The organism is Clostridium culturomicium, assembly GCF_000821305.1.
Lineage (GTDB): Bacteria > Bacillota > Clostridia > Clostridiales > Clostridiaceae > Clostridium_J > Clostridium_J culturomicium.
On record NZ_CCXK01000017.1, the window covers coordinates 1,090,182 to 1,109,918 of the forward strand.

The 19,737-nt window shown below is 32.2% G+C and carries 16 protein-coding genes and 1 riboswitch; of the genes, 4 read left to right on the plus strand and 12 right to left on the minus strand.

What is annotated here, in order from left to right; translation table 11 throughout:
• Positions 1-30: 30 nt before the first annotated feature.
• From BN1075_RS17545 to BN1075_RS17560, 4 genes are read right to left on the minus strand one after another with little or no spacing between them, the layout of a single operon-like run.
• Positions 31-849 carry a metal ABC transporter permease gene (locus tag BN1075_RS17545; RefSeq protein ID WP_040194586.1) on the minus strand — a complete coding sequence of 273 codons (819 nt, stop codon included), beginning with the start codon at positions 847-849 and terminating at the stop codon, positions 31-33.
• Complete coding sequence (locus BN1075_RS17550) at positions 842-1,552, minus strand: metal ABC transporter ATP-binding protein (RefSeq protein ID WP_040194587.1); 711 nt, start codon at positions 1,550-1,552, stop codon at positions 842-844. The genes BN1075_RS17545 and BN1075_RS17550 overlap by 8 nt, the downstream gene beginning before the upstream one ends.
• Before the next feature lie 40 nt (positions 1,553-1,592).
• Positions 1,593-2,018, minus strand: coding sequence for a Fur family transcriptional regulator (locus BN1075_RS17555; protein WP_040194588.1), 426 nt, complete (start codon positions 2,016-2,018; stop codon positions 1,593-1,595).
• Positions 2,019-2,060: 42 nt separating this feature from the next.
• On the minus strand, positions 2,061-3,032 hold the full coding sequence (locus tag BN1075_RS17560) for a metal ABC transporter substrate-binding protein (RefSeq protein ID WP_040194589.1): 972 nt from the start codon (positions 3,030-3,032) through the stop codon (positions 2,061-2,063).
• A gap of 375 nt (positions 3,033-3,407) precedes the next feature.
• On the opposite strand from BN1075_RS17560, the gene BN1075_RS17565 reads away from it, so the two are divergent.
• The gene (locus BN1075_RS17565; RefSeq protein WP_040194591.1) at positions 3,408-4,277 is read left to right on the plus strand and encodes a metallophosphoesterase; all 870 of its coding nucleotides are present in this window, start codon (positions 3,408-3,410) and stop codon (positions 4,275-4,277) included.
• Positions 4,278-4,413: 136 nt separating this feature from the next.
• Here the strand turns inward: BN1075_RS17565 and rbsK are convergent, their stop codons facing one another.
• The 4 genes from rbsK to BN1075_RS17585 all read right to left on the minus strand — a co-directional run bounded on the left by rbsK (position 4,414) and on the right by BN1075_RS17585 (position 7,712).
• Entirely contained in the window at positions 4,414-5,346 is a 933-nt protein-coding gene (gene rbsK / locus BN1075_RS17570) for a ribokinase (protein ID WP_040194592.1), read from the minus strand.
• A gap of 144 nt (positions 5,347-5,490) precedes the next feature.
• Positions 5,491-5,736 carry a hypothetical protein gene (locus BN1075_RS17575; protein WP_040194594.1) on the minus strand — a complete coding sequence of 82 codons (246 nt, stop codon included), beginning with the start codon at positions 5,734-5,736 and terminating at the stop codon, positions 5,491-5,493.
• 79 nt (positions 5,737-5,815) lie between these two features.
• The gene (locus tag BN1075_RS17580; protein ID WP_040194595.1) at positions 5,816-6,724 is read right to left on the minus strand and encodes a hypothetical protein; all 909 of its coding nucleotides are present in this window, start codon (positions 6,722-6,724) and stop codon (positions 5,816-5,818) included.
• A 121-nt stretch (positions 6,725-6,845) separates the two neighbouring features.
• Complete coding sequence (locus BN1075_RS17585) at positions 6,846-7,712, minus strand: AraC family transcriptional regulator (protein ID WP_040194597.1); 867 nt, start codon at positions 7,710-7,712, stop codon at positions 6,846-6,848.
• Positions 7,713-7,861: 149 nt separating this feature from the next.
• On the opposite strand from BN1075_RS17585, the gene BN1075_RS17590 reads away from it, so the two are divergent.
• Positions 7,862-9,076, plus strand: coding sequence for a dicarboxylate/amino acid:cation symporter (locus BN1075_RS17590; RefSeq protein WP_040194598.1), 1,215 nt, complete (start codon positions 7,862-7,864; stop codon positions 9,074-9,076).
• 37 nt (positions 9,077-9,113) lie between these two features.
• On the opposite strand, the gene BN1075_RS17595 is transcribed toward BN1075_RS17590, so the two are convergent.
• Positions 9,114-11,720 (minus strand): calcium-translocating P-type ATPase, PMCA-type, encoded by a 2,607-nt coding sequence (locus BN1075_RS17595; protein WP_040194600.1) that lies wholly within the window; start codon positions 11,718-11,720, stop codon positions 9,114-9,116.
• 210 nt (positions 11,721-11,930) lie between these two features.
• Here BN1075_RS17595 and BN1075_RS17600 point away from each other — a divergent pair, with 210 nt between their 5' ends.
• On the plus strand, positions 11,931-12,827 hold the full coding sequence (locus BN1075_RS17600; protein WP_040194601.1) for a D-alanine--D-alanine ligase: 897 nt from the start codon (positions 11,931-11,933) through the stop codon (positions 12,825-12,827).
• Between the two features lie 24 nt (positions 12,828-12,851).
• The gene (locus BN1075_RS17605) at positions 12,852-14,309 is read left to right on the plus strand and encodes an aminotransferase-like domain-containing protein (RefSeq protein ID WP_040194602.1); all 1,458 of its coding nucleotides are present in this window, start codon (positions 12,852-12,854) and stop codon (positions 14,307-14,309) included.
• A 49-nt stretch (positions 14,310-14,358) separates the two neighbouring features.
• On the opposite strand, the gene BN1075_RS17610 is transcribed toward BN1075_RS17605, so the two are convergent.
• The 3 genes from BN1075_RS17610 to BN1075_RS17620 all read right to left on the minus strand — a co-directional run bounded on the left by BN1075_RS17610 (position 14,359) and on the right by BN1075_RS17620 (position 19,618).
• Positions 14,359-16,995 carry a cation-translocating P-type ATPase gene (locus tag BN1075_RS17610; RefSeq protein WP_081911650.1) on the minus strand — a complete coding sequence of 879 codons (2,637 nt, stop codon included), beginning with the start codon at positions 16,993-16,995 and terminating at the stop codon, positions 14,359-14,361.
• A 105-nt stretch (positions 16,996-17,100) separates the two neighbouring features.
• A riboswitch (NiCo riboswitch) is annotated at positions 17,101-17,195 on the minus strand.
• Between the two features lie 144 nt (positions 17,196-17,339).
• Positions 17,340-17,933 carry a GNAT family N-acetyltransferase gene (locus BN1075_RS17615; protein ID WP_040194604.1) on the minus strand — a complete coding sequence of 198 codons (594 nt, stop codon included), beginning with the start codon at positions 17,931-17,933 and terminating at the stop codon, positions 17,340-17,342.
• Positions 17,934-18,178: 245 nt separating this feature from the next.
• On the minus strand, positions 18,179-19,618 hold the full coding sequence (locus tag BN1075_RS17620; protein WP_040194605.1) for a phospholipase D family protein: 1,440 nt from the start codon (positions 19,616-19,618) through the stop codon (positions 18,179-18,181).
• Positions 19,619-19,737: the final 119 nt, after the last annotated feature.

The following is a 19,737-nucleotide window of genomic DNA, read 5'->3' on the forward strand; positions in this document are numbered from 1 at the left end:
CTCAACAGAAACTACCTTAAATTTAACTATTTATCTTTTTATTAATAAACCTACTGCTGAAAATAAAGCAAAGGCAATAATATTAACAACTACAATAGTTGCACCTGCTGGTGTTGAAAAAACATATGACCCCACAATACCAAAAAAGAAACATATTATTGAAACAATAGATGAACTAATAACAACTGTCTTAAAGCTCCTGCATACTCTCATGGAGGTCAGTGCCGGGAAAATTATTAAACTTGAAATAAGCAAGGTTCCCATAATTCTCATTCCAACAACAATAGTTATAGCTGTTAAAAATGCAATTAGCATGTTGTACATATTTGCATTTGTTCCTGTGGCTCTAGCAAAATTCTCATCAAAGGTGATAGAAAATATTTTATTGTAAAAGAAAATAAATAATAAAAGCACTGCCACTGATAAAATTACACTGATATAAACATCACTTTTACTCATTGCCAAGATACTGCCAAACATATAGCTTTCTACATCCGTATTCATTCCACTTGATAGCGATGTTACTATAACCCCTATTGCCAAGGCACTGCTGGAAATTATAGCAATAACTGCATCACCTTTTATCTTACTGTTTTCACTAATTCTAAGTAAAAGAAAGGCTGCCAATACTACTAATGGTATTGAAACCTGTAATGGTGCTAGATTTAATGCCATAGCAATCGATAAAGCACCAAAGCCAACATGTGCCAGCCCGTCTCCTATCATAGAATATCTTTTAAGTACTAAACTAACTCCTAGAAGAGCTGCACAAAGGGAAACTAGAGTTCCAACTATTAAAGCCCTTACAATAAATCCATAGGAGAATAACTCTTGAAGCACATTAAACATTAATACATCCTCCTAAAAAACCATTACTAGCATCGCTTTTAATATAATCCTTCACTGTTCCATAAAATCTAATACCTTTATCCATGTGAAGTATTTTATCTGAACTCTTTACAGCACTTGTAATGTCATGGGATACCATAATTATTGTTACTCCATCTTCTTTATTCAGCTTTTTAATCATGTCATAAAGCTCCATTGTAACTATCGGATCTAAGCCAGTTACTGGTTCATCTAAAAGCAAAATCTTCTCAGTAGCGCATAAAGCTCTGGCTAAAAGAACCCTTTGCTGCTGCCCTCCTGATAAATCACGATAACATTTTTGCTGGATTTCCTCTATTCCAAGCTTCTTTATATTATTAACTGCCCTCTGTTTATCCTTTAATGAGTAAAACGGGCTTAATCCCTTCTTGTTTAAACATCCAGAAAGAACAATTTCAAATACTGATGCTGGAAAATCTCGTTGTACCACAGTTTGCTGAGGTAAATAACCTATCTCTGTGGATTTTAAACCATTATTAAATTCTATTATTCCTGACTTTGGCTCTAAAAGCTTTAAAAGTCCCTTTAAAAGGGTGCTTTTACCTGATCCATTTTCGCCAACAATACTTATATAGTCACCTTCATTAATATCAAAAGTCACATTTTCTAGTGCAATATTATTATCATATGCCATAGTTAAATTTTTACAAGAAATCAAATTCATTTAGTTCACTCCTATTAACTCTTAGTCTAAATACTATACCCTACCCCTTTATCTCTGGATCCTTGCATTTGTCACAAAGGCCATATAACACAGTCTTAGTATTATCTATTATAAAACCGTGATCATTTACAATATGCCTTTCTGCTTCAACTAAGAAATCACATTCAATATGAAGAAGTGCTCCACAAGATAAACATTTCAAATGGAAATGTTCATGACATTGTTCATTATTTCCAATGTACTGATAACACGCTCCATAACCCTCTTCAATAAAAAACCTTCTAACTATTCCTTGAGAAACAAGTTTTTCTAAATACCTATAAACTGTTGATTTTCCAACAGAGGTACCCTGATCCTTTAAGTGTTCCACAACCTCCTCAGCAGTTACGTGTCTATCATTATTTTCGATAAAGTAATTCAAAATTAAATCTCGTTGCTTCGTTTTATACCCATTTGTTAAAGCCATTTTAACTCCCCCTAGTCCATCAATAAACAATGCATCCTTTGTTTAATTTAATCCTATCTTCAGGTTTTCTGCATTCTCTTTCATTAAAGATAAATATGTTGCTCCACCTTTAAATTCATCCTTAGAAAGGTTATGGCAAGAGTGAAGAAGTAGCATCTCTGCTCCTGTCTCATCACTAATAGACCTAGCAACCTTTGGATCCGACAATTCCGGATAAAAAACAACGGGGATATTTTCTTCCTTTATTTCATCAATAAGCTCCGCAATTACCTTTACACTTGGCTCTGTCTCAGTAGAACAGGAATCAAAAGCCGCATCATATTCCATACCATATTCTTCTGCAAAATAATGTAAAGCAAATTTACCAGCAAAAATTATTTCTTTTCTCTTCGCAGATGCAAAAACCTCTCTAAACTCATTATCTAAATCTGTCAATTCATTTAAGTAATTTTCAGCTCTCTGTTTATAATAATCAGCATTTTCAGGATCTAACTCACAAAGCTCCTTTAATATGTTTTCAACCATAATTTTTGCATTAACTGGACTAGTCCATACATGTGGATCATATTCATGGGCAGCATGTTCCTTTTCACTATGATCATCTTCATGGTCATCATGCTCCTCATTATCTTCACTTCTATCCAGTTTTATATTTTGTGATACATTTAAAATCTTAATATCCTTACTCTCAACTCCATCTATAATGCTCTGTGCCCATGGTTCCATATACTTCCCTGTATAGATAAATAAATCAGACTCATTTATTTTTATGATATCTGCAGGTGAAGGTTCATAACTATGACTTTCTACTCCTGGAGACATCAATAAGGTTATGTCAGCTTTATCTCCAGCAATCTCTCTTACGAAATCATATTGTGGAAATAAGGTTGCAACTACCTTAAGCCTATCATCACCTGCCTCATCCTTTGCCTTAGATTTACTCCCATTACATCCCATAAGTAAACCACTTAAAACTACAACTATTAATAAAACTAAAATTAACTTCTTTTTCATACTTACTCCTTTATAACTTAATAAAATAAAATTTCAATTGATAATTATTTTCATTTATTTTATCATTTATTTTTTATCTTGTAAATGATTTATACACTAATTCACACTTTCATCAATAAGAATATGAAACTGGTTCCCAATTTCATATTACTCCTTTTAATTCTACATGTCAATATATGGTTTGAACCTTAAATTCTACATTTTACTTATTTATATTACAGCTTTTAATATACAAATAACTCTATAAATTTATGTTATAATTTCATTGTTATCCAATATTTAATTCATGCCTAAACTTTTACTTTTTTATACACCTAAATATAACTTTCTATAAATTTTTCTACTTTAATATAAAAGAATTATGGAGATATTAATATGAAGCAAATTAAATACAAAAATTTATTTATTAAAATAGTCTTTATTATACTCTTTCTGTTAATACTGACTCTTTTCTTGTTTTGGCAAAATAATGCTATCACTATAAATAAATTAAAATATAGAAACGAACAAATCTCAGATGACTTTAAAGGATTTAAAATACTTCAGATTTCTGATCTGCATAACAAAGAATTTGGTGATTCACAAAAAAATCTTATTAAAAAGACTAATGAAATAAATCCTGATGTTATTTTTATAACCGGTGACATTATTGATTCTAGACGGACCTCAGTAGATGAACTTTATATAGCAATGAATTACGTAAAAGAAGCAGTAAAAATTGCACCTGTGTACTATGTATCCGGTAACCATGAATTTAGAAGTGGTTTCTATAACCAAATAAAGCTTGAGATGGAGAAAGCAGGAGCTCACGTTCTTGATAATAGTTCTTCAGAAATTACACTAGGCAAAAGTGCTATTTCAATCATAGGCCTTAGTGATATTACCTTCACTCTAAAAAGTCATAAAAATATTAATCTTCAAAAGGATATTGAAGAAAAGTTATCCTCTCTTATGGACAGTAATAACTTTTCTATTTTACTCTCCCATAGGCCTGAACTTATATCCTCCTATACATCAGCTAAGGTGGACATGGTCTTTTCTGGACATGCCCATGGAGGACAAATAAGATTACCTTTTATAGGAGGGCTTATTGCACCAGACCAAGGATTATTTCCAAAATATACAGAAGGCTTATATGTTTATAATAATACCTCATTAATTGTCAGTAGAGGTCTTGGCAACAGCCTATTTCCATTTCGAATATTTAATAGACCCGAACTTGTAGTTGTTACTCTGGATAATTAATATTATACGCAAAAAAGAGACAATAGATTATCTTCCATTGTCTCTTTTTTAATTTATAACTGCTTCTATTTTTTTCATTTTAACAAACCATATAATTTCATGATCGCTGCCTATCCAAGCTCTGAAATTAAATATGCTATATATTCTCACCGTATATCTTTATTACTTCTTTTAAATATGGTATTGATGTCTGAGCTCCTTGCCTTTGCACTGCTATTGAAGCAACTCTGCAACCAAAAACTGCAGCATCTTTAACTTCTTTAAAGGATAAATTAGTACTGCTAATCTGACTGCTGAAGGCCCCAATAAAAGAATCTCCTGCTGCAGTAGTATCCTTTGCTTTTACTTCATATGCTGGAATAACTGCCTCTTCATCCTTAGAGAAAATCATTACACCTTTTTCTCCTAATGTAACTATCAAATACTTTATTCCATTATTAAAGAAATGCTTTGCTGCTCTTCTTCCGTCCTCTAATGTATCAACACTAATTCCAGTAATTTCTTCTACCTCTGTTTCATTTGGTATGATAATATCAGTATATTTCAAAATACTGTCTGGAATTTTTCTTGCTGGTGCTGGATTTAAAATTGTTATTTTATTTTCATCCTTAGCATATTTAAAGCTGTGAGAAATAATATCTATTGGAATTTCAAATTGAGAAACAACTACATCACATTTTCTAATTGTATTTCTACAATCCCTTATTTGTTCAGTTCCCATGGCCATATTAGCTCCAGCTACTACTATAATGGAATTCTGACCTTCTTCATTAACAGTAATTACTGCAGTACCAGTTGCCTCCCTTGTCTCTTCATAAACACCTTCAATATTAATATTCTCTTTTGCAAGTCTTGATGTAAGTTCTTTGCCATAGCTGTCCTTACCAACCTTACCTATCATATACACCATGGAACCGCTTCTCTTCGCAGCAACAGCTTGATTAGCACCCTTTCCACCTGGAGATAAAGTAAGCCCCTTTCCTAGAACTGTCTCACCTGGTTTAGGATAATTTTTTAAACTTATAGTCATATCCATATTAATACTTCCAACTATGCAAACCTTATTCATACCTTACCTCCTTAGAACAACATATATTACAGTACTTTTCTTGGATTTTCTCTGTAAAGTTCAGTAAAAATCTAAATACTTCATTTAGTTATTCAAACTTACTAATTAGAAAACCTTTTTTAATTAAATGAAATTAAGAAAATTTTACTGTTCGTTTATATATGCTATCCCTTTTTCCTCAATTTTATAGTTTCCTCTATCTGCTTGTTTTCTTATTAAAGATTTTTTCATAAGATTATCTAAACATTCTTTTATGGTTCTCATATCTCCTTTACTATCATTTAACCCTACCGCTAATCTTATTTTAGTCAAACTTTGTGGAGATGCTTCTCTATTTTCATCTAAATATTTTAAAATATTATTTTCTATTTCCTTAGTATTATATTTCATTATAATCCCTCCTCATAGGTTGTTCTAATATTATAACATTATAATGAAATATTTCTATAATTTTATAATAAAAAGTGTACTATGTTAACACCTTAATATCCTTTTCCAAATTTTCTATTTTAGTTGTTAACTCAGAAATTTGTTTATTCAATAGGTTTTTCTTATTTTCTAGTATTATTAAATCTTTACCTATCTTCTCCATATTTCTTCCTGCTTCATTAATTTCGCCTTTAAGTTCATCAATTCCCTCTTCTAATCTTCTTATTTCGGCTTCTAAATCGATGAGCATTCCTTGATTTTTATTAAATACATTAGTAGTAACCTCATTTTTCAGTTTTTCTAATTCATTTTCCTTTGCAACAATTCTCTTCTCTTTTTCACTTATTTTTCTTTTATATTTCAAAATATTACCTTCAAGATTTGAAATCTGAATCTCATAATCTAAATATTTATTAACTATATATGCTAATTCCTCTTCTTTTTTATCTTTTCTTATAATGTAATCTTCCTTGGTCTTTACTAACTCATCAATTTCCTTTGCATTAATTTCAGAATCATTTTCTTTTTCAACTTGTACATCCTTATTCATTTTTTCTGCTTTTGCCTTAACAATATATTGTGCAAAATTATTTTTACACTCCATTACTAACTCTTCATTAAAGGCTGAATTAAGTTTTCTTAAAAATACTTCATCACTTAAAAACATTCTATCTCCATAAGCTGGTTTTGAACTTCCTACCCTCTCTGGGACTTTAAATACCCACTTATCTATAGCTGCTTTAGGGAATTTTTTTGTTTTTTCCATCAAATGCCCCCTCCATGGATCAAGAAGTTTAGCATCTTGCTTAATTCCATCACAATCCTCAACCTCTAATATAATGTATTCATCCTCTATATCTGTTACCATCATTGCACCATATCTCCAGTGGTAAAATCTAGTTCCAACCTCAACTTGAATATTTTTATCTATATTATTTGATTCTGACATAAGGTCCCCCACCCTTCTTCAAATTAAAAATAAAACACTAATTCCTAATAAATATATACTTATTATATTACACCTCGAAATCTTTTCCAATATTTTATTATATTGTAAAAATTATATATATCTATTCCTCGTCTAAAAGATTCCTTGGTGATTTTTTAAACATCTTTTTAAAAGCTCTTAAAAAAGCTGAGTAATCTGTAAAACCACACTCATAAACAACCTTATTTATCTCCTGCCCTTCACGAATTTTTTCTGCGGCCAGCATTAATTTTTTTTGATTAATATAACTATGAATGGTATAACCAGTTTCTTCCTTAAATTTATGCATTAAATAATATCGGCTTAAATAAAATTTCTGTGCCAACTCCTCTATAGAAAGCTTTTTATTTAAGTTTTCATTAATAAATTTCAGTATATTATCTATTTGAGGATCATACTTTAACGCCTTTGAATCCTTCAAATAGTTTTCTCCAATATATAACCTGTTTAAATAAATTATCAATTGAATAAAAATGGTTTTACTCAAAAGTTTGCTTCCAAACTCCACCGACTTTAGCGAAGCTTCTAACATTGATATTAAATACCTTAATTGATTTTCAGCATCATTAGAAAGACGAATCAGGTTTATTCTTTTTTCATTTACTAAGTTGAAGCAGGTTTGCAAATCACATTTATCATAATTATGAGCTTCGAGGAATTTTAAGTTTATCCATATTATTATTCTTTCATATGGTTCAGAGATGTCTATTATAGGTTTATGCAGATCATGATTATTTACTAAGAGGATATCCCATGGTTTCAGATAATAAGCCTTCCCTTCTATTAGATAAGTAACTTTTCCAGATAAAAAAATAATAATTTTATTAAAATCATGATAGTGAAAATCAAATTCCTTATTTACTTTATCTTTTATATGAAAAAGCAAAAAGTCCTCTTTTAAATACCCTGATTTATATTCAAAATCGTCCCCTTGAATTTCAGTATCCATTGTCCATTCTCCTCTCCATAGTTTAATGTTTTAATTCATTTTTACATAACACCTTTTGCAATATTATCAGCATTATATGCACTACTTAATGTAAATATGTGGAATAGATTGTAGTAAAGATTCTTTTATTATTTTTAGGAGGTTTTTGTATGAAGTTTATAAAAAACTATAAGTCTTCTTTATTACTAATAATAGCCACACTTGTAGGTGGCTGTATAGGATTGCTAATGGGTTCAAAAGCTGCATTTTTTGCTCCATTTGGTGATATATTTTTAAACTTAATATTTACTTTACTTATACCTTTAGTTTTTTTTAGTATTTCATCTGCCATTGCAAATATAACCAGTTCAAGAAAGCTAGGTAGAATTCTAATCATATCTATAATTGTATTTGCTTTAACTGCAATCATTGCAGGTATTATTGGTGTTATAAGTTTTAGAATTTTTAACCCTGCCTCTGGACTTTCCATGGATTTATTTAAAGGCTTGACCAGTGATACTACTGCACAATCTACAAATATTCTTCAAAAACTGGTTTCTAGCCTAACCGTTGGTGATTTTTCTTTACTTTTAAGCCGAAGCAACCTTCTTGCCCTTATTATTTTTTCTATCTTAGTTGGTTTAGGTACAATGACAGCTAAGGATGAGGGTGCATCCTTTAAAGCTTTTCTAAATAGCAGCTCTGCTGTCTGCATGAAGATAATGAACATTATCATGTTTTATGCACCTATTGGAATTGGTGCTTACTTTGCAAATATGGTTGGCCAGCTTGGAAGTCAAATTCTAGAAGGATATTTAAAGGTTTTTATACTTTATTTAATTATTTCAATAATTTACTTCATTGCTTTTTTTACTTTATATGCTTTTATCGGAAGTGGGAAAAACGGAATAAAGTTATTTTGGAAAAATGCCACAGCTCCGTCAGTAACAGCCTTAGCAACCTGTTCAAGTGCAGCATGTATTCATGTTAACATTGAAGCTTCAAAAGCTATGGGTGTATCCGATACATTAGCAAAACTTCTTCTACCATTAGGTACAAACATTCATAAGGATGGCTCTGTCATAGGTGGTATTTATAAAATCATGTTTCTTTTTGTTCTCTTTGAAAAGGATATTACAATGCCATCTTCACTTTTAATAATTCTTGGTTCAGGTCTTTTAATAGGAGCCCTTGTAGGTGCAATTCCAGGTGGCGGAGCTATTGGAGAAATGCTGATCCTCAGCCTCTTTGGTTTTCCAGCTGAAGCTCTTGCCATCATGATGGTAATTGCAACAGTAATTGATGCACCTGCAACACTACTGAATTCTGCCGGTAATACTGTTTGTACTATGATGATTTCTAGATTTACAGAAAAAAGGACCTAAAATAGGTCCTTTTTATTTTTTTTATTAAGTTTTAACTTTACGCTCTTTTGAAAAATTTACTTAACTCCATTATAACTGTTGAAGTTAACGCTAATCCTAAACAAATAAGTAATTGTTTCATCATAAATGTGTCTGGAATGTTAAATATTTCTCTTATTCCAGGCACAAGAACAATTCCATATAAAGCAAGGGTAATTAAAATAGCTATTAAAACATACCTATTCTTAAAGAAACCAAGCTTAAATACATTTATGTTATTAGATCTTGCAGGAAGTGTTTGGAATATTCTAGCTAGAGTTACTGTTGAAAAGGCCATTGCCGCTCCAAGAACTGGAGATGTCTGATTTCCCACAAATTGGGCTGCGATAACAACTATCCCAATCAATATACCTCTTAATAGTACAGACTGCCAAGTACCACCTGCTAAAATGCTTTCATTTATATCTCGAGGCGGCTGATCCATAATATTAGCTTCTGCCGGTTCTAACCCTAAAGCAATAGCTGGAAGTGAATCATTTATAAGGTTAATAAATAGAAGCTGAATAGCAGTAAATGGATTTGCCCAATTTACAAAAACTGCAAATATAATTGCAATAATAGCTCCTAAGTTTCCAGCGAATAAGTAAGTTATTGCTTTTTTAATATTACTATAAACGGTTCTTCCAACTTCAATGGCAGAAACTATTGTTGCAAAGTTATCATCTGTTAATATCATTGCAGAGGCATCTTTTGCAACATCGGTTCCACTTCCCATTCCAATACCAATATTTGCTTGTTTTAAAGCTGGTGCATCGTTGACTCCATCTCCAGTCATGGCTGCAATATTGCCTTTTTCTTGCCAGGCTTTTACTATTCTTATCTTGTTTTCTGGAGAAACCCTTGCATAAACAGTTATTTTTTCTAGTTTTTTCTTTAACTCTGCATCACTTAAAGCATCTAACTCCTGTCCTGTTAAGGCTAAATCCCCCTCCTGCATTATTCCAATATCTTTGGCTATTGCTGCAGCGGTAGTTTTATGGTCTCCTGTAATCATGACAGTTTTAATTCCAGCTCGAATAGCTTCTTTTACAGCATCGTAAACCTGTTCTCTAGGAGGGTCTATCATTGCTGTAAGTCCAACTAAAGTCATATCAACCTCATCTTCAAGGCATGGCACAAAATTTATGTCAGGTACATCTTTGATTGCAAAGGCTAAAACCCTAAGAGCTCTATCAGAAAAGCTTTCATTCTGCTTTCTATACCTTTGTAAAATTTCTTCTGTCATTGGTACTAAATCACCATCATTTAAAGCAGTATTACTTCTGCTAAACACAACATCCGGTGCACCCTTTGTAAACATAATGGAGTTACCACCAATTGAGTTAACTGTAGACATAAGCTTTCTATCAGAATCAAACGGAATCTCACTTAATCTATCATACTTTTCGCGAATTTCATTGTAGTCTATTCCTCTTTTCGTTGCATAATGTAATAGTGCAACTTCAGTAGGATCCCCTATTTCCTTACCTTCTTCTGTAATCTCTGAATCATTACACAAAGTAGTTGTTAAATTTAAAGCCTTAACTTGACTTGAAGGTTCCTCATCCTTTTCTATTCCATACATAAAGAAATCTACAACTGTCATTTTATTTTGTGTTAATGTACCAGTTTTATCGGTACAAATTACACTGGCTGAACCTAAAGTTTCAACTGCAGGAAGCTTTCTAATTATAGCTTGCCTTGAGGCCATCTCCTTCGTTCCAACTGCCAATACAATGGTAACAATAGAAGATAACGCCTCTGGTATAGCTGCTACTGCCACCGCTATGGCAAACATAAAGGAATCAAACACTAGAGTTTTCATATCATTACCAGACATGTAACCTCTAAATACCTGAATACCAAAAATTACTGCAGCTAAAATCATAATAAATATTCCAAGCTTCTTGCCAAATTCATCTAACTTTTCTTGAAGTGGAGTTGATTTTGTTCCTGCTGTTTCTAAAAGAGCAGCAACTTTACCCACTTCTGTGTTCATTCCAGTATGAGTTACAACCAATTTTCCTCTTCCATATACAACAGTAGTTCCACTGAAAACCATATTACGTTGGTCACCAATTCCAACATCCTCTACTATTACATCAGTATGCTTCATTACAGCTTCGGCTTCTCCGGTTATCATTCCTTCGACAACCTTCAAGCTTTGAGCTTCAATAAGTCTTCCGTCTGCTGGTATGTAATCTCCAGCTTCTAGAAATACAACATCTCCAACTACCAATTCTCTAACTGGCAAAGTTACCTTGTTGCCATCACGAAGAACCTTTGCATTAGGTGAAGATAATTTCTTTAAACTGTTTAATGAGCTCTCTGCCTTTCTAGTTTGTGTTACTCCTAAAATTGAGTTTAAGATTACAACTAAAAAGATAATTAAAGACTCCACCCATTCGCCTAAAAATACTTGGACTATGGCTGCAATGAGTAAAATAATTACTAAAGGATCCTTAAAGCTGTCCAAAAACATCTTCCAAAGAGGAACCTTACTTCCTTCCTTCAATTCATTAAACCCTTGCTCCTTAAGTCGCTTTTCCGCTTCTGATGAGCTCAAGCCCTCCATGGAACTTTCAGTTTCTTTTATAATATCTATAAAGTTTTTCTTATAAAACATGTGCGACCTCCTTTGCTCAAAATGTAATCATAGTATAGTATTAGTATTTGGACAATTTATATTAATTTTTTTTACAAAAAAATTCGACCACTATATCCCAAAATTTAAAGTGAACTGGTACTTACACTTTTTATTAAAAAGAATACACTTATAGTAAGATTAAAATAAGTTAATTTAAGCATTATGAAAATACATTTTGGAGGTAATGTCATGAAAATAGGTGTATTAATGGGAGGATGTTCTTCAGAAAGACAAGTATCTTTATTAACTGGAGAAGAAATAATTAAAAATTTAAATAAGGACAAGTATCATGTAATACCAATAATAATCAACTCAAAGAAAGAGGTTTTTGAAAAAATTAAAAATGTAGATTTTGTTTTTATCGCTCTGCATGGTGAGTTTGGTGAAGATGGCTGTATTCAATCTATACTAGAAACTTTAAATCTTCCTTATTCAGGTAGCAATCCATTAACTAGTGCACTTTGTATGAATAAACAACAAAGCAAAAGAATACTCAAATGTGAAGGTATAAATGTAGCTGAAGGTATATGTCTAAAAAAATCTGACTTCTTAAATGATTCAACTTCATCTAAATTAAGATATCCTTTAATTGTTAAGCCTAATAATGGAGGTTCAAGCATTGGTGTCTCTTTAATTAATGATAAAAATGAATTAAATGCTGCTCTGGAAGCTGCCTTCCTTTATTGTGAAGAAGTTCTAATTGAGGAATTCTTAGATGGTAAGGAATATACTGTTCCAATTCTTAATGGGGCTGCCCTTCCAACTTTAGAAATAAGTTTTAATAGCAGTTTTTTCAACTATGAAGCAAAATATGCAAGTAAGGATACAATTGAAGAAGTAGCTTCACTTCCAAAGGAACTAAAAGAGGATATTGAAACTATAGCTGAAAAATCTTATGAACTATTAGATTGTAAAGCCTATGCAAGAGTTGATATAATAGTTAGTAATGGTAAACCTTACGTTTTAGAACTAAATACCCTGCCAGGAATGACTTCAGCTTCACTTTTCCCTAAAAGTGCAAAAGCTGCTCATATTGGATTTAGTGAGCTGCTTGATAAAATAATAGAGTATTCATTAAATAAATAATAATAGTTTACAGGGAGGTTTGTTTTGATTTTTTCAACTCTAACAATTAACAATAATGAACCTATATATATTCAAATCCAGAGGCACATTGAAGAAAGTGTTGCCCGTGGAGATTTAAAAAAGAACAGCAAGCTACCTTCTACAAGAGAAGCCAGTAAAATATTAAACATAAGCAGAAACTCTGTAATTTCAGCTTATGAAGAACTAGAAATCAAAGGTATTATTGCCACAAAGAGAGGTGTTGGAACCTTTGTCCTTATAGAAAGGCAGCCCAGTTATGAAAGTTATCATATAGACTTCAGCTCCATGATAAATTCCTATGGTCAGACTCTTAGAACTAAGGATATCATCAAGGGTGAATTACCCTTTAAAAAAGGAATGATTTCCTTTAAATCCATTGCTCCAGAACCATCTTTATTTAATCTTGATGATTTTAAAAGATCCCTTCTTGATGCTTGGACCTATGAAGAAGCTAACCTTTTAAACTACGGCTACGCAAAGGGATATGCCCCTCTTATTGACTATTTCATGGAATATATGAAAGAAAAAAGTGTTGATACCACCAATAAAGACCTTTTAATTACAAACGGCTTTACGGAAGCCTTTGATATAATATTGAGTGCCCTAACTAAAAGTGGTGATTATATTCTTTGTGAAAAGCCCACCCATAACACTGCATTAAAAATCATGGAAGCTTATGGTATTAACATAGTGCAGGTTGACATGGATAAAGACGGCTTAAATCCAGAAGCTCTTGAAGAAGCACTTAAAAAATATAGACCAAAATTTGGATACCTTATTCCTTCCTATAACAATCCAACTGGAATTGTTACCAAAACCCAAAGGAGGAAAGAGATCTATGATTTATTCAGGGCTTATTCTGTGCCAATAATTGAGGATGGCTTTAATGAGGAGCTCCTTTATTCCAGCTCTCCAACACTTCCTATTGCTTCCCTTTGTGGAATGGGCAATGGTGTAATCTATATTGGCAGTCTTTCAAAAATTCTCTTCCCGGGTCTTAGGATCGGGTGGATTCTAGGAGATAAAGATCTTATCGATATTTTAGAAAGTGTAAAAAGAAGTAGAACTATTCATTCTTCTTTCTTGGATCAGTCAGCTTTCTATTATTATCTAAAAAGTGGAGCCTTTAACCGCTATGTAAAAACCGTTAGAAAATATTATAGGGATAAATATAATCTAGTTATGAAAATGGTAGATAAATACCTTCCCTATGAATACGTAACAGGTGAAGGAGGACTTCATATCTTTATTAAGCTAAAATACAACTTAAATGCAAGAGAACTTCTAAATCTCTGCTTTAATGATGGAGTTATTTTTATGGAAGGCAGCATTTTTTATGCTGATAATGCTCCTTCCGATACCTTCAGAATTGGCTTTGGCAGAGTTAGTGATGATGATATCGAAACAGGAATTAAAATTATAGGAAAAAACATAAAAAAACTTTTAAAAGAAAAGAGGTGATTGCTTAAAATATTTAAGCAATCACCCTTATTAATCTATGATACACTTATTACCGGACATTAACTTTATTGATACATTCCAGCTTCGACCATTCATTGTGCTTCCCACTACATTGATTATTTAATCTATAGATGCAGTTTTCACAAATTTTACTTTGCTTATTTATTTTTAAACATCTTACAAACTTTACAATCTCATACCAAAATACAGATATTCCACCTATAGTAGCTGCTAAAATAAATTGTTCAAGGGATAGAGCACTGAGCTTTAGAATCTGGTTAAGTGGTGTATAAATTATTAAAATTAAACCTAATAGCGTTATTCCATTTACAATCCACATAACCTTATCCTTTGCAAGTATTCTAAAAGATTTGAAGACATAATCATATTTTGAACTGATTACCTGAACTAAGAATAAATTTGCAAATATGATAATTGCAAGTCCCATGGTTCTTGCTAATTCTGCATTTTGAGGATTCTCCTTTAATAAAAAATAATAGGTACCAAAAGATGCAGCAAACATTACTATACCTTGAATAACACTTACCATTAAACTCTTACCATTAATAAGCTTCTCATCTGCCGGTCTTGGTTTTCTATCCATGATATTTTCTTCCGCTGGCTGCCTTTCCAAAACAATAGAACAAGTAGGGTCAATAATAAGTTCTAAAAGAACCACATGAAGTGGCAATAGAAGCAAGCTAGACGGATTTATACCAAGAAATGGTGCAAATAATGAAGCTGCTGCAATTGGTATATGAATAGTAAATACATATCCAACAGCTTTTCTAATATTATCGTAAATTCTTCTTCCATCCTTAATGGTATCAACAATAGTTGAAAAATTATCATCCATTAAAATCAAATCTGCAGCTTCCCTTGATACCTCTGACCCACGTCTTCCCATGGCAATTCCGATATCAGCATATTTTAATGCTGGAGCATCATTTACTCCATCGCCAGTCATTGCAACAATTTCTCCATTCTCTTTAAATGCCTTAACTATTCTCATTTTATGCTCTGGTACAACCCTTGAAAAGATACTAACACTTTTAACATGTTCCCTAAGCTCTTCATCGCTCATTTTGTCAAGGTCAGCGCCAGTAATTATTTCATTACTGTTTATCATTCCAATTTTCTTTGCTATGGCACTTGCTGTAATACCATTATCTCCAGTAATCATTACAACTCGAATTCCAGCTTTAACACACTGTTCAATATCAGCTTTAACTGTCTCTCTCGGAGGATCTGAAAGTCCAATCAATCCACAAAAAGTTAGTTTACACTCTTTAATTGATTGTGGAATACTATCCGAACTTTCTACCTTCATCCTTCCTACAGCAATAACCCTCAAACCTTCCTTTGAAAGATTAACCATTTTATCCTCAATAAGTTTTCTTTCTTTATTATCAATATTACAAATAGATAAAATCTTTTCAGGAGAACCTTTAGCTGCAATGATAATTTCATCTTCATGATTCCATACATGTCCCATCATTTTAAGCTCATTAGTAAAAGGATATTCTGTAATAAGCTTTCCTGAAAATAAATGCTCTTTACTAATTCCAACCTTTTCACATTTTGAAAGCATGGCCTTTTCCATTGGATCATAAGCTTCTGTTTCACAGGCTAGCCCCATAATTTCTAACAAGCCAAGTTCATCGTCATCCATGGACCACATCTCAGTAACAGTCATTTCATTCTTTGTAATTGTCCCAGTTTTATCCACGCATAGCACAGATACAGCCCCTAAAGTTTCCACTGAAGGAAGTTTATGAACTAAGGAATTTTTCTTTGCCAATCTCCAGGCACCCATAGAAAGAAATACTGTTAAAATCACAGGGAATTCCTCTGGTATCATAGCCATTGCCAATGTTACTCCTGATAAAATACTTTCAATTATTCTATCTACAAACTCATGGTCAGCAATATTAAAGTATGTGAATACAGCCACTAAAATAAATAAAGCTGCAGCTATACCAGAGCAAAGTTTTACTAAACCTCTAGTCTGCTTTTGAAGTGGAGTTGGACTTTCTGGTGCCTGAGCTACATTAGTCCCAATTTTACCATACTCTGTAGCAGCTCCAATTCTGTCCACCAAAACAGATGCACTACCTTGTGTTACTAAGGTTCCTGCATAGCAGTAATCTTTTCTCCAATAATCTGATGATGGCTTTGAACTTTCCACTGTAACCTTCCAAACACCTTCTGCTTCCCCGGTTAAAGAAGACTCATCAATACATAAATCGCTGGCTTTAAATATCTCTCCATCTGCTGGTATTTTTACTCCCTCATTTATCAGCATCACATCTCCTGGTACTAAATCTGCACTTAATATAACTGTTTCTTTTTCATCTCTAATAACCTTCACATGTGGTGCCGACAATTCCTTTAAAGCATTAAGAGTTTTATCCGTTTTCCATTCCTGAATAATATCTATGCTTATAATCCCAATAACAAATATAAGCATGATTGCTCCATCTCGCGGCTCTCCTAAAAGAAAATAAATTACTGCTGCTACAATTAGTAGTATAAACATTGGTTCACTTAAAATATGAAGAACCTTTATAAAAAAGTTATCTTTTTTTTCAGGTGTTAATTGATTCTTTCCGAACTTTTTCTGCAGTTCATGAGCTTCTTCCGTTGTTAATCCTAAATGAGATTTGGTGTGGTTTTGATTTGTCATAAAAGTTACCTCCATTGCTCCTAGAGCATTATCGATTCCTCTATGGCACGCCAACCTCTAAAGTTATGTTCCAAAAATGTATAAAAATACACCTATGGAACATACTACTGTCCCACAGATGCTTATATAGCCTATCTGCTGCCAATTAAGGCCCAGCCCCACGAACTCAAACGGTTCATCGCCTGCTCAGTTTGTACTGTAGATTTATATGCAGTGCAAAGAGTTATAATATATATATACTACATTTTCAAAAATATGTTAATAATTTTTTTGAAATTTTCATAAAAATAGAACCAAATTTAGTGTTTTCACTAAATAGGTTCCACACAAACTTATATAAAAAATTAAATAGCTTTTGCCATTCTGTATAAACTTTGAGAAAAATACTTTTCTTCTTTCTCAAGAACATAGTTCATTCTTTCATAGAATTTCATTACCTTTGCATCCTTAGCAAGTAAAGAACATCCTTTATATCCTTCTTCTTTTGCAATTTTTTCAGCCAGGTTCATTAACTCTTTACCTATTCCTAAACCTCTAACCTCTGAGCTTGTTGCTAAGTTGGCAATATATAATTCCTTCTCTCCACCCTCTTCAAGATCCCTGCTTTTAAATAGATCTTTTATAAAGGTTGCCTTTGCTTTAACTCCCTTAATCATGGTTAAAAGTTTTAAGCTTGTTTTAAAGTCAAGTCCTGCAATCTCATCACTATCTAGAAGCACTATGGCTCCACAAATTTTTCCATCAAGTTCTGCAACCTTAATATTTAAATAAGAATACCTCGATGTCCTGCTTTTAACTAGCCACTGTATCCTATTTAAAATAATGTCCTTTGTTCCCCGACCCCAAACATGATCTGGATTGTCCTCCGTCTCATAAATAAGGCCAGCGATCATGGGGGCATCTTCCTCCGTGGCAGTTCTTAATGCTAATTTTCTCATAAAATAATCCCTCTTTCATTTTTCACGGATACTTTTCTGTATCCTTTATAATATTATTATATAAAAAATGAAATGAAATATTAAGGCTTTATAGATTCATTAAATAGTACTAATAAGCTATTTTGAAGAATTGTTATTTTTTCAATTTAGTCAAAAGTGTACTTAAATTAAGGTGTATTAGTATCACATTTTTTTCATTCTTTTATAATTAAAAATGATTTAATTTAACTAATTCATTCAATTATTTAAACTAAAAACCTAAAAGGACTCATAGTTAAACCGAGGAACCACCACAAAAAACGCTTTACCGGATTAGCTTTGTTAACTTCAATATGATCTGGTGTTTCATATATGTTTTCATTAATAACTTTTCGGCTGTCTTTTTTCATACGCTCCATGTTCTCTTTTAGTTCCTTTGTTAATTCATAAGAATTAATAACTACCATTAATTCTGTGCTAACATAAGTACTTCTCATATCAAAGTTGAAAGAACCAATTATAGAAATATCATCATCCACCGCTACTGATTTACCATGAGTTGAAACACCACTGTCATACTCATAGATTGAAGCTCCAGTATCAATTATTTTTTTCTTATTTCTGATATAATCACTAGAAGCAAAAAGATTATCTCCATTTTCTACTGAGTTAATGACAAGCTTAAAATCTTTAATATTTTTACTTATCCCTCTTAAACTATTTAGCATATAATCATCTAAAACTGCATAAGGTGAATATATTCTAACAGTGTCTTCAGCATTATTCATCAGCTCCACTAATGAATAAAATACCCATGGTTCCTTGCCATAAATGTGGGTTGGATTTGATAAAATAGATACCTTGTTAGTAACTAAAGTATTGTCTTCATAATTATACTCACCAAATAATTCTTGCCATTGCCTTTGCAATTCAGCATATCGATCTATCAAAAACTCCCTTTCCTTTTTCACTTTAGGTTTATCAGAAACTGTTTCACCATTATGAAACAATTCATTCTCTTTTAGATTCCACACCTCATCAATATAAGCTTCAAGTTCTGTAATAGAACTTTCCTTTGACTTTTCTGTTCCATGTGCACTGTTATATATAAGTACCTCTCTATCTATATTTGTTGCTTTAGCTTCATAGCCTCCAATAAAAGAATCATGTGCATTTCTTCCTCCTAAAATATATCCTAAGTCATCAACTAAAATATATTTATCATGCATTCTACCTTGTGTTTTCCATGGTTGTAAGATTTTTAACGGATTATATAACTTGATTTCAACATTAGGATGACTTGATAAAGCATAAAAGATATTCCTTCCTTCCATTCTAATCAAGCTATTGATACCATCAATTAAGATTTGGATTTTCACTCCTTCTTCAGCCTTTGCAAGAAGCACAGCCAATGTATCCCTGGTACTTTCACCATCACGCAAGTCATAGGAAGCAAACACAATTTTTTCCTTTGCTTTATCCAATAGTCTTAATCTTTCACTTAAAGCTTCTGCATTAGTTTCAATAATTTTAGCTCTATCAACTGAGATATCATCTCCATAAAACTCATTAACATCAAACTGATTTTTAAATTTCTCACTTACATCCTTTTGTAGTACAAAAGGCGCAATCGCACCAGCTATCATATATATGATCACACATAAAATAATGATAATAGTTTTCTTCTTTTTACACCGGCCTTTCATATCCTTAGTCCCCCTTACTCCCAGTCAAAAATATAAAATATTCATCCCTTTACATATATATTCTTTATTCAGGTATGGTATATCTTTGTCAACCAAGTATATCAGGAAATACATTCTGT